This window comes from Kribbella sp. NPDC020701, assembly GCF_055562215.1.
In genome coordinates, this window is record NZ_JBVHFT010000001.1 from 542,909 (window position 1) to 555,414 (window position 12,506).

The following is a 12,506-nucleotide window of genomic DNA, read 5'->3' on the forward strand; positions in this document are numbered from 1 at the left end:
GTACTTGTGAGTTCCTCGGTCGCCGTGACCGTTTCGCCGACCCGGCAGGCGTTGCGCCGGGTCCGGCGGGATCGCAGTGCCCGCGTCGGCGTCATCATCGTCGCCGGGTTGATCCTGATCGCGGCCGCGGCGCCGCTGCTGGTCAAGCTGGCCGGGCAGGACGCGTACACGTACCACATCGACCTGCTCGATCCCGCCCGCGGAAACGCCCCGAGAGGCGCCCTCGGCGGGGTGAGCAGCGACCACTGGTTCGGCGTCGAGCCGCTGACCGGCCGGGACCTGTTCTCGATCACGGTGCTCGGCCTCCGTACGTCGCTGTTCATCGCGATCGTGGTCACCCTGATCACGACCGTCGTCGGCACCCTGGTCGGCATCAGCGCGGCCTACCTCGGCGGCTGGTACGACGCGATCGTGTCCCGGCTGCTCGACTTCCTCTTCGGCTTCCCGCAGCTCGTCTTCATGATTGCCCTGGGCATCATCATCCCGGCCCGCTTCCCGCGCTGGCTGCTGCTGATCCTGGTACTCAGCGTGTTCGGCTGGGCCGGCCTGGCCCGGCTGATCCGCAACCAGGCGAAGTCCCTGGTCGCCCGCGAGTTCGTCGAGGCGGCCCGGAGCGTCGGCTCGTCCGGCTGGCACGTGATCACCCGCGAACTGCTGCCGAACCTGCTCGGCCCGGTCCTCGTCGTCGCCACGCTGGCCATCCCGGGCTACATCGGGGCGGAGGCCGCGCTGTCCTTCCTCGGCGTCGGCGTACCACCGCCGACACCCAGCCTCGGCCGGTCCATCTCCGACTCGATCGCCTGGGTCTACACCGGCGCCGATCCGTGGTTCCTGGTCTTCCCCGGCGCCATGCTGTTCCTCGCCGTCCTCGGCTTCACGCTGCTCGGCGACGGGGTCCGCGACGCGTTCGACGTCCGGTTGCGGAGGACGAGCTGAGATGCCCGACCTCGTCTGGTTCGTGATCCGCCGCCTGTTCTCGGCCCTGCTGGTGATGCTCGCGCTGAGCCTCGCCGTCTACCTGGTCTTCTACGCGATCCCCGCCGACCCGGCGCACCTGGCCTGCGGCAAGCCCTGTACGCCGGACCGCCTCGAGCAGGCGCGGCACTTCATGCAACTGGATCAGACCACGCTGCAGCAGTACCTGAACTTCCTCAAAGGCATCTTCGCCGGCCGCACGTTCGGTGACGGTGCGGCGGCCGTGCACTGCAACGCACCGTGCTTCGGCTACTCGTTCCCGCTGGCCCGCCCGGTCACCACGCTGATCCTCGACCGGCTGCCGGTCACCGCGTCGATCGCCATCGGCGCCGCCGTACTCTGGCTGCTCTTCGGGGTGTCGCTCGGCGTGATCGCCGCGCTCAACCGTGGCCGGCTGCTCGACCGGCTGGCCATCGGGGTCGCGCTGATCGGGGTGTCGACCCCGACGTTCCTGCTCGGCCTGCTGGCGATCCTGGTCTTCGGGTTCTGGCTGAACATGGTCCCGGTGAACGGCTACGTGCCGCTGACCGAGAGCCCGGTCGACTGGGCCTGGCACCTGATCACGCCGTGGCTCGTGCTCGCGGTGGTGCAGGCGGCGGCGTACATCCGGCTGACCCGTGCGCAGATGCTCGAGGAGCTGAACCTCGACCACATCACCACCGCTCGGGCGAAGGGCGCCGGCGAGTCGCGCGTGGTGGTGACGCACGGGTTGCGCGGCGTCATGGTGCCGATCATCACGCTCTTCGGCCTGGACCTCGGAGCTCTGCTCGGTGGCGCGATCATCACCGAGAAGGTGTTCAGCATGCAGGGTCTGGGGGAGTTGCTGATCAGCGCGGTCGGTCAGCTGGACGTGGCCGTGGTCGTCGGCGTGACGCTGTTCTCGGCCTTCCTGATCATCCTGGCGAATCTGGTGGTGGACGTGGTGCACGGTGTGCTCGACCCGAGGGTGAGCCATGGCTGAGCCGGTGCTGGAGGTGCACGACCTGCACGTCACGTTCTCGACCGAGGGCGGCCTCGTCCCGGCCGTCGACGGCATCGACTTCTCGGTCGCGCCGGGTGAGACGCTCGCGATCGTCGGGGAGTCCGGCTCGGGGAAGAGCGTCAGCTCGGCCGCCGTGATGGGCATCCTGCCCTCGAACGCCGACGTCAGCGGCGAGGTGCTGCTCGACGGCCGCGAGCTGATCGGCCTGCCGAACGACGAGCTGCGCAAGGTCCGCGGCAACGACATCGCGCTCGTCTTCCAGGACGCGCTGTCAGCCCTGAATCCGTACTACAGCGTCGGCTGGCAGGTCGCCGAGGCGTATCGGCTGCACCACGACGTCTCGAAGAAGACCGCCCGCCGGCGGGCGGTCGAGATGCTGGACAAGGTCGGCATCCCGGATGCGGCCCGCCGGGTGGACAGCTACCCGCACGAGTTCTCCGGGGGAATGCGGCAGCGGGTCGTGATTGCTATGGCTCTGGTGAACGACCCCAGAGTGCTGATCGCGGACGAGCCGACGACCGCACTCGACGTGACCGTGCAGGCACAGATCATGCGTTTGCTCGCCGACGTCCAGGCGGAGTTCGGTACGGCGCTCGTCCTCATCTCGCACGACCTCGGAGTGGTTGCGGAGGTCGCCGACGACGTCCTGGTGATGTACGCCGGGCGCGCGGCCGAGCGTGGCACGGTCCGTGACCTGTTCTACCGGGCGGCCCATCCGTACAGCCTGGGTCTGCTCGGTGCCATGCCGCGGGTCGACGTACCGCCGAAGCCGCGGCTGACCACGATCCCCGGCAGTCCGCCGTCTCCGGGCTCGATCACCACCGGCTGCCCGTTCCAGCCGCGGTGCGCGTACGCCGCCCAGGTCGGCGAGCGCTGCATCACCGAGCGGCCGGAGCTCACGCCGCGCCCGGGCGAGGGCGACCACGAGGCCGCCTGCCATCTGGGTCGGAGGCCGTCGGATGCCTGATGAGCTGCTCCGCCTCAAGAACGTCAAGAAGTACTTCGGCCTCCGGGGTGCGCCGTGGCGCGAGACGCAGGCGGTCCGCGCGGTCGACGGCGTGAACTTCGTCGTCCGCAAGGGCGAGACGGTCGGCCTGGTCGGCGAGTCCGGCTCGGGCAAGTCCACGCTGGCCCGGGTCGCGACCCGGCTCCTGGACCCGACCCAGGGCAGGGTCGAGATCGGCGGCACGGACGTCACCAGGCTGCGCGGCCGCCGGCTCCGGCCGGTCCGGCGGAAGATCCAGATGGTCTTCCAGGACCCGCAGGCGTCGCTGAACCCGCGCCAGTCGGTCGGCACCATCCTGAGTACGCCGTTCCGCGCGCAAGGGATCAAGCCGACCCGGGCCCAGCTCGTCGGGTTGCTCGAACAGGTCGGTCTCGCCGAGCAGCACCTGGAGCGCTACCCGCACGAGTTCTCCGGCGGACAGCGGCAGCGGATCGGGATCGCGCGGGCGCTGTCGGTGAAGCCCGAGCTGCTGGTCTGCGACGAGCCGGTGTCCGCGCTCGACGTGTCCGTCCAGGCGCAGGTACTGAACCTGCTCGCCGACCTGCGCGACGAGCTCGGCCTGTCGTACGTGCTGGTCGCTCACGACCTGGCCGTCGTACGGCAGGTGGCGAACCGGCTGGCCGTGATGTATCTCGGCACGATCGTCGAGGAGGGTCCGGCCGACCAGGTGTACTCGGCGCCGGCCCATCCCTACACGAAGGCCCTCCTGTCTGCGGTCCCGGTGCCCGAGCCGGGCGTCGTCCGCGATCGGATCGTCCTGACCGGCGATGTGCCCACCCCGATCGCACCGCCGTCGGGATGCCCGTTCCGGACCCGGTGTTACAAGGCCGAGGACGTGTGCGCCACCCAACGACCGGTGCTCGAGCCCGTCCAGGGATCGACCGAGCACCAGGCCGCCTGCTACTTCCCTGAGCCCCCCACCTCTGAGAGGAACCAATGAAACACCTAACCCGAGCGGTCGCGGTCGCGGCCGCGTTGGTGCTGGCGGCGGCCGCCTGCAACGCCAACGACAAGTCCACCGCTGGCGGTGGCAGCACCGCGGCCGCGGAGCAGGGCGGCACCTTCCACGTGCTCAGCACGAGCAAGGAGATCAGCCTCGACCCGGCCAAGAGCCAGAACCTGGGCACCAGCTCGATCCACCTGGTGCTGCGCGGCCTGACGTCGTGGAAGACCGAGCCGGGCAAGGCGGCCGAGTTGGTCCCCGACCTGGCCACCGACACCGGACAGGTCAGCGACGGCGGCAAGACCTGGACCTACAAGCTGAAGCCGGGCCTGAAGTACGCCGACGGGTCGACGATCGTTGCCGCCGACATCAAGTACGGCATCGAGCGGTCGTTCGCGCCGGAGCTGTCCGGCGGCCTCGGCTACCACAAGTCGCTGCTGGTCGGCGGCGACAAGTACACCGGTCCGTACAAGGGCGGCGAGCTGGCCTCGGTCGAGACCCCGGACGACACCACGATCGTCTTCAAGCTGAACAAGCCGTTCGGCGACTGGCCGTGGATCGTCAGCATGCCGGCCTTCTCGCCGGTGCCGAAGAAGGCCGACACCGACCCGGCGCACTACGGTGAGAAGCCGGTCGCCAGCGGCCCGTACCAGGTGGAGTCGTACACGCCCGGCTCGAAGCTCGTGCTGGTCCGCAACCCGAACTGGGACAAGTCGACCGACCAGGCCAGGACCGGCCTGCCCGACTCGATCGTCACCGACATGGGCCTGCAGCCCGACGTGGTCAACCAGCGGCTGATCGCGGACACCGGCGACGACAAGTTCGCCGCCTCCACTGGCACCTCCGTGCCGGCCGCGCTGATCCCGACCGTCACCGGCAACCCGGCGGTCAAGGCCCGCGTCGCCACGTCGCCGTCCGGTGCGCTGCAGTACCTGGCGATAAATACCAAGCGCCCGGCGCTGGTGAACCAAGCAGTGCGCAAAGCGATCGAGTTGGCCGTCGACAAGCAGGCTGTCCAGGTCGCCGAGGGCGGACCGGAGTACGGCGGTGAGATCGCGACGACCCTGATCACGCCGGGGATCGACGGCTACGACAAGTACGATATGTATCCGGCGCCGCCGACGGGTGATCCGGAGAAGGCCAAGCAGATACTCGCGTCCGGGGGTATCAGCAACCTCAACCTGGTGCTGGCCGCCGACAACACGACCGGTCTCGGCGTGGCTCAGGCGATCCAGCAGGGGCTGAAGCGGGCCGGGATCACGGTCACCATCAAGCCGCTGGACACCGAGCCGCTGACCGACCTGATCACCGGGAACAAGCCCGACTTCGACCTGACCGTGTCGACCTGGCTTCCGGACTACCCGAGTGCGCTCGGCAACATCCAGCCGCTGTTCGCGTCGTCGGAGATCGGCAACGGCGGGTACAACATCTCGCGCTACTCCAGCGCCTTGGTGGACTCCCAGATCGCCGCGGCCACGGCCGAGTCGGACCGGACCAAGGCGGCCAAGATGTGGGGCGCGGTGGACAAGCAGATCATGTCCGACGCGCCGGTCGTTCCGCTGATCTACGCGCGCAACGCGTTCCTGCACGGCTCGAAGGTGCAGAACTTCTACCTGCCGCCGTACCCGCCGTACCCGAACGTGCTGATCGTCGGCCTGAGCAAGTAGCAGTACGGCCTCAGGTCCGGCCTTCGGATTCCTGAGCGTCGAAGAGGGTCGGCTGGGTCTCGGCATCGAGTCCCCAGTCGGCCCTCATCACTGTGTAGCCGGCCTTCTCCGCGGCCGCGCACACCTTCACATCGTCGTCGACCAGGACGGCGATCGAGCGGTCCTCGGCCAGGCGTTTCAGCCGGCCGAGCTTCATCAGCACCGACGGTCGGCGGTCGGTGTTGCCGCGCATGTAGATCGTGCCGTCCGGGAAGCCGTTGTCCTTCAGCCACTTCACCGTGTCCCGGCGGAGCCGCTCGGGCCGGCCGGTCAGGTAGACGACCTCGTGGTCGGCCGCCAGCGTCGTCGCGACCGCGAGCCCTTCGTCCAGGACCGCGTCCTCCTTCGCGTGCGCGAAGAACGAGTCCCAGTCCTTCGGGCGCTTCGCCAGGAAGTGGATCCGCTTGCTGGTGTCGGACAGGGTCGCGTCGATGTCGAGTACGGCGTACGGGCGTCGATCGTCAGGCACGACGTCCAGCTTCCCAGGTCCGCCGCTCGATGGCGTACTCGACCTCGCCGAACGCGGTCCCGGGCAGCGGGTCGTCGAAGTGCTCGTGGTAGATCCGGACGAACCGCAACCCCGACCGCCGCATCACCGCGCGGGACCGGTGGTTGACCGCCATCGTGTCGGCGACGACCCGCTCCATCCCGAGCTCGGTGAACGCCTTGTCGATCAGGGCTCGTGTTCCCTCGGTCGCGTACCCCTTGCCCCAGGCGGTCCGGTTCAGCCGGTACCCGACGCCCACGGTCGTGGCGTCCGTGGTCGGCTGCAGGCCGAACCATCCGATGAAGGCGCCATCGGATTTCTGGTGAGCCGCGAACGTCCCCAGCTGCGGATGCTCGGCGTACACCTTGAGGATCGCCGGCAGTACGACGTTCTCGATCTCCTCGCGCGGGGTCGGCTGCCCAGTCAGGAACCGCATCACCTCGAGGTCTGAGTCGAGCCCGGTCAGCAAGTCGACGTCCGCCGCGGTGAACCGCCGCAACCTCAAACGCTCCGTCTCCACTCGCCGATCCTGCCAGCTGACCTTGGGCACCCACCAACCATTTCGGCCGCGGAGAAATGGTTGACCCGTGCCCAAAGTGGTGTCCGGAGTGTGGGCGGTGTGGGGGTGGTGGGTGTGTTGGTTCGGCGGTTGTCGGCGGGGCAGGTTAGCGTTCTCACCGCAATGGACGACTCGATCACGTTTCTGCACAGCTCGGACTGGCAGCTGGGGATGCTTCGCCGGTTCCTGGGGCCGGACGGCCAGGCCCGGTGGGGGCAGGGCCGGCTGGACGCTGTCGCGCGGATCGGCGAGGTCGCGACGGCCACCGGAGCGGCGTTCGTGGTCGTCACCGGGGACGTGTTCGAGCACAACCAGGTCGAGCGGCAGACGATCCTGCGGGCCTGTGAAGCGCTCAAGCGGATCCCGGTTCCGGTCGTCCTGCTGCCCGGCAACCACGACGCGCTCGAGCCCGGTTCGCTGTGGACCTCGAGCCAGTGGCAGGCGCACGCACCGTCGCACGTGACCGTTCTGACCGAGAGCAAGCCGGTCGAGATCGTGCCGGGGGTGGAGATCGTCGGCGCGCCCTGGCGCTCCCGCCGGCCGATGTCCGACCCGGCCGCCCCTGGGTACGCCGAGTTGACACCGGCCGATCCGGGGACGACGAGGATCCTGCTGGCGCACGGCCAGCTGACCAGCCTGTCCGGCGGGATGTCCGACGTACCGACGATCGATCAGGTCGCGCTGGAGGCGGCGGTCGCGGACGGCCGGCTGCAGTACGTCGGTCTCGGCGACCGGCACTCGACCACCCGCGTGACCGATCGGATCTGGTTCTCCGGGACGCAGGAGGTCACGTCGCCCGAGGAGGACGCGCCGGGCAACGTGCTCAAGGTGACGATCGGCGACGGCATCCTTGTCGAGCCGGTGCGCGTCGGCGCGTGGCACATGGTCGACCATCGGGTCGAGCTGTTCGACGAGGAGTCGCTGAAGGCGCTCGAGGACTGGTTCGCCGAGCTGCCGGAGAAGGAGCGGACCTACGTCCGGCTGGCCGGCGATGGTTCGCTGCCGCTTCCGCTGCTGAGTCGGCTCGACGCGATGATCGACGCGCAGGGCGAGGTGTTCGCGAGTGTCGAGCGCTGGGCGAAGTTCTGGACCGTACGGCCGGCACCGGACGCCGCGGATCTGGACGCGTTGCAGCTGAGCGGTCCGGCCCGGGCCGCGATGGAGGAGTTGCGCCAGGCGCTGGCCGGTGGCGACGAGGGCGCGGGCGCCGCGCTGTCGTTGATGCACAGACTGGCGCGGGACGCGGGATGAGGCTCCGTTGAGACTGCACTGTTTGGCGCTTCGTCATTTTCGCGGCGTCAAGGACCGTACCGTGCGGCTTCCGGCGCTGGGGACCACCGTGGTGGTCGGCGACAACGAGGTCGGAAAGTCAAGTCTGGTCGAGGCGTTCGGGCTGATCTTCGACCTGCCCGACGACTCGAAGTCGACCCGGATCCGCGACATCCAGCCGGTCGGCCAGGACGTCGGTCCGGAGGTGACCGTCGAGCTGACGCTGGGCGGCCGCGAGCTCACCTACACCAAGCGCTGGCTGAAGAACCGCTCCACCGAGCTTGCCGTGGTCGAGCCCGACGGCCGCCGCCGGTTGTGGACCGGCCGCGAGGCGCACAACGAGGCCGAGCGGCTCTTCCACGAGAACGTCGACCCGGTGCTGTGGCAGACCCTGATGGTCAGCCAGGGTCAGTCGTTGGTGCTGCCAACGCCGGCCGATGCCGAGCCGCTGATCACCGCGGTGACGGCCGAGTCGGGGACGCCGGTCGACGGTGCGTCGATGCCGCTGGTGTCCGCGGTCGAGCACGAGTACCTGCGGTACTGGACCCGTGGTGGCCGGGCGACGGGTGACTTCGCGAAGTCCGAGAAGGCCGTCGCCACTGCCGAGCTCACTTCGGCCCAGGCGCTGAAGGCGATGGAGGAGGTCCAGCAGGACATCCGGCGCGCCGAGCGACTGACCTTGGACCTCGAGGACGTCACCAGCCGGCTGACCGATCACCTCACCTCGGTCGAGGGACTGCGGGAACGCAAGAAGGCGACCGACGAGATCCTGCTCCGCCGCGACTCGGTCCGGAGCCGCGCCGAGACCGCACGCGCCCGGTTGGAGAACCACACCCGGACCCGGGTCGAGCGGGAGCGCCTGCTCGACGAGGCCGAGCGGTTCACGAAGACCGAGGCCGAGCTGGCCGAACGCCGTACCGATGCCGAGCTGGTCGCCAAGACCGCGGTCGAGATGGTGCAGGCGGCCGAGGCGGCGCTGGCGGAGGTGGTCGAGCTCAAGGACCTTCGGCGTACCGATGTGCAGGACGCGGAGCGCCGGGTCTCCGAGCTGATGGATCGTGCCGAGCTCGACCGGCTGCTCGGGCAGCAGGCCGAGTTGGTCGACGTCCGGGTGCGGATCGCGGCGGCCGGCACGATCCTGGACCGGATCAAGGTCGACGACGCGCTCGTCGCCGCGCTGGAAGACGCCCGCGCGGCGGTCGTCGAGGCCCGCGCGGCGCTCGCCGCCGGCGTGCCGGAGGTGTCGGTACGACGGCTTGGCGCGGAGCCGGTCGAGTTGTCGGGGACCGGGCTGGACGGCGAGGTGCCTTCCGAGCTGGGCTTCGACGAGTCGACCGAGGTGCTGGTCGCCGGTGAGCTCGTGATCGGCGTGCCCGGGCAGCTCGAGGTGACCGTCCGCGCCGGTGGCGAGGCGGCGACGCTGCGGTCGCGGGTGGACGACGCCGTCCGGCGTGAGAAGGACCTGCTGAAGAAGGCCGGCGTCAAGGATGTCGCGGCCGCGCGCGAGTTGCTGCGGAAGGCCGACACCGCGTCGGCCGAGTTGCACGAGGCCCGCCGGACCGAGCGGTCGCTGACGGCCGGTGGCGATCCGGGGGAGCGGATCGCTGTCCTGACCGCGCGGCTCGGTGACGACGACGAATCCGATGAAACCGCCGGGAAGCAACCCGCGGTCGAGGGCGTGCCCGGGCAGATGTCGCTGTTCGGGGAGTTCGAGTCGCCGCATGACACCTTGTTCGACGACTTCGAGGTGCCGGCTGCGGAGCCCGACGATCTGGCCGGTGCGCAGCGGGCGCTGGAGGACGCGCGGGACGGGCTGGCGGAGGCCGAGCGGTTGCTGGCGGACGCGGAGTTCGCGGCACAGCAGGCGCGGAAGGCGGCGGACGAGGACCGGTCCGAGGCGCAGCAGGCACGGGCACGGTCGGAGCTCGCGGGGGAGCGGTTGGCCGCTGCGGTCGAGGCGTTGGACGCGGCTCGGACCGTTCTCGACGACGAAGCGGTGGCTGCGGCCGAGGTGGAGGCAACCGCCGATGTCGAGGCGGTGCTGGAGGAGCTGACCGGCGTCCAGGAGCAGGCGGACGCAGCCGGTGCCGATCAGGTTGCGGGCGAGCTGGCCGATGCGCTGGCGGTCGCGACGCGGCTGCAGGGTGAGCGGGACACGCTGCGCGACGCGTTGCGAACGACCGAGGGCCGGCTCGAGCAGTCCGGGCGCGACGGCTTGGCGACCCGGCGCGATGTGGCCGACGTCGAGCTGGACGCCGTACGCGCGGAGCACGACGGTCTGCGGCGTCGCGCGGAAGCAGCTCGGCGGGTGCACGAGACTCTGAGCCGGCACCGGGCCGAGGCACAGACGAAGTACTCCGAGCCGCTGCAGAGCCGGATCGAGTCCCTCGGGCGGAGTGTGTACGGGCCGTCGTTCCGGATCTGGCTGGACGACGATCTGGCCGTCGCCGAGCGCGAGCTGGACGGCGTGCGACTGCCCGTCGAGGCGTTGTCGACGGGTGCCCAGGAGCAGCTCGCGATCATCACCCGGCTCGCGATCAGCCACCTGGTCAGCACCGGCGAGGGCAGCGTCCCGGTGATCTTCGACGACGCCCTCGGCTGGTCCGACAAGGCCCGCCTCCGCGACATGGGCGCCCTCCTCGGCCGCGCCGGGGACCACGGCCAGATCATCATCCTGACCTGCATGCCGGACCGCTACGAGTACGTCCCCAGAGCAACCTTCATCAAGCTGGACGGATGATGCGCTCCGGGGCGCTGTAGATGACGCAGCGGTTGCCTCGGGTGAAGCCGGCGAGGGTGATGTTGAAGCGGCGAGCGAGGTCTACGGCGAGGCTGGAGGGCGCGCCGACGGCGACGATCATGCCGATGCCTGCTGCTACGGCTTTCTGGATGATCTCGTAGCCGGCTCGGCCGCTGACAGCGAGGACCAGGCCTCGGCGGGTGTGGTGGTTGAGGACGGTCCAGCCGACGACCTTGTCGACGGCGTTGTGGCGCCCGACGTCTTCCTTGACGACCACCTTTCGGCCGTCGGCGGTGAACAGGCCGGCCGCGTGCAGGCCGCCGGTTCGGGTGAACGTCGGCTGGGCTTCGCGGAGTAGGTCCGGTAGGCGGCGTACGACGTCGACCGATACCTCGACGGGGTCGACCGGGTCGTAGTCGCGCTCGGCCAGCTCGTCGAGGCTTTGCTGGCCGCAGACACCGCAGGCCGCGGACGTGACGCCGTACCGCTGGGGTGGTTCGCGGTCGGGCGGTCCGTCGAACGTGACCGTGACGGTGTTGAACTGCTGCTCCTGCGTCAGCTTCACGTCGGTGCAGTAGGCGACCGTCCGGATCGCGTCCGGCCGGACCGCGAACCCCTCGCCGAGGCAGAACCCGGCGGCCAGCTCGAAGTCGGACCCCGGCGTCCGCATCGTCACCACGAGCGGCTCGGGCGGCCGGCCCGGCCACTCCAGCCGGAGCTCCAGCGGCTCCTCGGTGACGACGACGTCCTCCCGTCGCGACGTCCGGTCACCGTCCAGCACCTCGACCTTGAACCTGGCGGTCGGACCTTTAGTCATACCTCCACGGTAGGCGCTCACCACCCACGGCGTGCGGCAAGCCAGTCGAGGAAGGTCCAGGCGTACAGGCGCTGATGCTCGCGAAGGGCCGGCGTACAGCCAGGCGGTGGGGGTGCGTCGGCGTTGCGCAACATGTACGCCGCCACCACCGCGTTGTAGCAGTCGAGATGATCAGCAGGTACGTCGGCGGTCAGCGGGCTGCTGCGGATCGCGGCGGCCGTGTCGATGCCGTGGTACTGCGCGATGGGGAGCAGCCCGGCCCAGTCCAGCCAGCGGGGTCCGAGCGCCAGCCAGTTCCAGTCCACCGTCCAGCACGTACGGTCGGCGTCGATGATCAGGTTGTCCGGCCGGAGATCTCCGTGGGATGCCGCGTCCCCGGCGAAGGCTTCCGGCGCCAGCTGGACCAGGTCGGCGAGCTCGGGCAGGATCCGCCGTACCCACGGCTGCAATCCGCTCGGCAGCGGGCGATCACCCGCGATGATCTGGGCCGGCACGAGCAGCGGTGACTCACCCTCCACGAGGTCTTCGAGGAAGAGCTTCATCCCGTCGAACGGGCTCGGGTCCATCACCTCCACGATCCGCTCACAGGTCACGGTCACCAGCTCGAAGTCCTCGGCCGTCCACGGTGAACCAGGCATCCGCCCGTCCACCCACTCCGATACCACGGCGAACCAGTTCTCCGCCGACGCGGTGGCGACGATCGCCGGGACCTTGATCGCGGCCGGCAACTGCGGGACCACCTCGGCCTCACGCTGGTACGCGCGGTAGGAGTGCAGCGTGTCGGCCGAAGCCTTGATGAAGACCCGGCGGCCGTCGCCCAACCGGACCGGGGCAGCGAAGCCGCCCGTGAACCCGGACCTGACCGGCGCGGCGACCTCGGCGATCTCGGTGCCGAGGGCAACAGCCAGCGCCTCGTGAAGCGCGACCGGAAGCGCGTCCCACTCCGGTCGCAACGAAGTGGCGCTGTAGTCGACGTCGGGCGCTCGGCTCATGTCCACCGACGATAGAGCGGTCGGGGCGCG

Annotated in this window: 11 protein-coding genes; 7 read left to right on the plus strand and 4 right to left on the minus strand. The window is 69.9% G+C overall.

Annotated features, from left to right (window positions below):
- The first annotated feature begins 6 nt into the window (after nucleotides 1–6).
- Genes ACZ3HV_RS02495 through ACZ3HV_RS02515 form a run of 5 tightly spaced genes read left to right on the plus strand, consistent with a single transcriptional unit; the run spans nucleotide 7 to nucleotide 5,573 of the window.
- A complete protein-coding gene (locus tag ACZ3HV_RS02495) occupies nucleotides 7–936 on the plus strand; it encodes an ABC transporter permease (protein WP_465680124.1) in 930 nt (309 codons plus the stop codon).
- Between the two features lies 1 nt (nucleotide 937).
- Nucleotides 938–1,936 carry an ABC transporter permease gene (locus ACZ3HV_RS02500; RefSeq protein WP_465680126.1) on the plus strand — a complete coding sequence of 333 codons (999 nt, stop codon included), beginning with the start codon at nucleotides 938–940 and terminating at the stop codon, nucleotides 1,934–1,936.
- On the plus strand, nucleotides 1,929–2,924 hold the full coding sequence (locus ACZ3HV_RS02505; protein WP_465680128.1) for an ABC transporter ATP-binding protein: 996 nt from the start codon (nucleotides 1,929–1,931) through the stop codon (nucleotides 2,922–2,924). Before ACZ3HV_RS02500 ends, ACZ3HV_RS02505 begins: the two co-directional genes overlap by 8 nt.
- Nucleotides 2,917–3,903 carry an ABC transporter ATP-binding protein gene (locus tag ACZ3HV_RS02510; RefSeq protein WP_465680130.1) on the plus strand — a complete coding sequence of 329 codons (987 nt, stop codon included), beginning with the start codon at nucleotides 2,917–2,919 and terminating at the stop codon, nucleotides 3,901–3,903. Before ACZ3HV_RS02505 ends, ACZ3HV_RS02510 begins: the two co-directional genes overlap by 8 nt.
- Nucleotides 3,900–5,573 (plus strand): ABC transporter substrate-binding protein, encoded by a 1,674-nt coding sequence (locus ACZ3HV_RS02515; RefSeq protein ID WP_465680132.1) that lies wholly within the window; start codon nucleotides 3,900–3,902, stop codon nucleotides 5,571–5,573. Before ACZ3HV_RS02510 ends, ACZ3HV_RS02515 begins: the two co-directional genes overlap by 4 nt.
- A 10-nt stretch (nucleotides 5,574–5,583) precedes the next feature.
- Here ACZ3HV_RS02515 and ACZ3HV_RS02520 read toward each other — a convergent pair whose 3' ends face one another.
- On the minus strand, nucleotides 5,584–6,081 hold the full coding sequence (locus tag ACZ3HV_RS02520) for a phosphatase domain-containing protein (protein WP_465680134.1): 498 nt from the start codon (nucleotides 6,079–6,081) through the stop codon (nucleotides 5,584–5,586).
- Nucleotides 6,074–6,619, minus strand: coding sequence for a GNAT family N-acetyltransferase (locus tag ACZ3HV_RS02525; RefSeq protein ID WP_465680136.1), 546 nt, complete (start codon nucleotides 6,617–6,619; stop codon nucleotides 6,074–6,076). The genes ACZ3HV_RS02520 and ACZ3HV_RS02525 overlap by 8 nt, the downstream gene beginning before the upstream one ends.
- Before the next feature lie 162 nt (nucleotides 6,620–6,781).
- Between ACZ3HV_RS02525 and ACZ3HV_RS02530 the strand changes: the two genes are divergently transcribed.
- Both ACZ3HV_RS02530 and ACZ3HV_RS02535 read left to right on the plus strand, forming a co-directional pair.
- Nucleotides 6,782–7,909 (plus strand): metallophosphoesterase family protein, encoded by a 1,128-nt coding sequence (locus tag ACZ3HV_RS02530; RefSeq protein ID WP_465680138.1) that lies wholly within the window; start codon nucleotides 6,782–6,784, stop codon nucleotides 7,907–7,909.
- Between the two features lie 61 nt (nucleotides 7,910–7,970).
- Nucleotides 7,971–10,667 (plus strand): AAA family ATPase, encoded by a 2,697-nt coding sequence (locus ACZ3HV_RS02535; RefSeq protein ID WP_465680140.1) that lies wholly within the window; start codon nucleotides 7,971–7,973, stop codon nucleotides 10,665–10,667.
- Here ACZ3HV_RS02535 and fdhD read toward each other — a convergent pair.
- A complete protein-coding gene (gene fdhD, locus ACZ3HV_RS02540; protein WP_465680141.1) occupies nucleotides 10,651–11,484 on the minus strand; it encodes a formate dehydrogenase accessory sulfurtransferase FdhD in 834 nt (277 codons plus the stop codon). The two genes, ACZ3HV_RS02535 and fdhD, sit on opposite strands and share 17 nt — an antisense overlap.
- Nucleotides 11,485–11,501: 17 nt before the next feature.
- Nucleotides 11,502–12,476, minus strand: coding sequence for a phosphotransferase family protein (locus ACZ3HV_RS02545; RefSeq protein WP_465680143.1), 975 nt, complete (start codon nucleotides 12,474–12,476; stop codon nucleotides 11,502–11,504).
- Nucleotides 12,477–12,506: the final 30 nt, after the last annotated feature.

What these genes read in the sequence shown, in the direction of transcription:
- ACZ3HV_RS02500 (WP_465680126.1), top strand. Translation starts at nt 938, where the DNA reads ATGCCCGACCTCGTCTGGTTCGTGATCCGCCGCCTGTTCTCGGCCCTG.
- ACZ3HV_RS02505 (WP_465680128.1), top strand. Translation starts at nt 1,929, where the DNA reads ATGGCTGAGCCGGTGCTGGAGGTGCACGACCTGCACGTCACGTTCTCG.
- ACZ3HV_RS02510 (WP_465680130.1), top strand. Translation starts at nt 2,917, where the DNA reads ATGCCTGATGAGCTGCTCCGCCTCAAGAACGTCAAGAAGTACTTCGGC.
- ACZ3HV_RS02515 (WP_465680132.1), top strand. Translation starts at nt 3,900, where the DNA reads ATGAAACACCTAACCCGAGCGGTCGCGGTCGCGGCCGCGTTGGTGCTG.
- ACZ3HV_RS02530 (WP_465680138.1), top strand. Translation starts at nt 6,782, where the DNA reads ATGGACGACTCGATCACGTTTCTGCACAGCTCGGACTGGCAGCTGGGG.
- fdhD (WP_465680141.1), bottom strand. Translation starts at nt 11,484, where the DNA reads ATGACTAAAGGTCCGACCGCCAGGTTCAAGGTCGAGGTGCTGGACGGT.
- ACZ3HV_RS02545 (WP_465680143.1), bottom strand. Translation starts at nt 12,476, where the DNA reads ATGAGCCGAGCGCCCGACGTCGACTACAGCGCCACTTCGTTGCGACCG.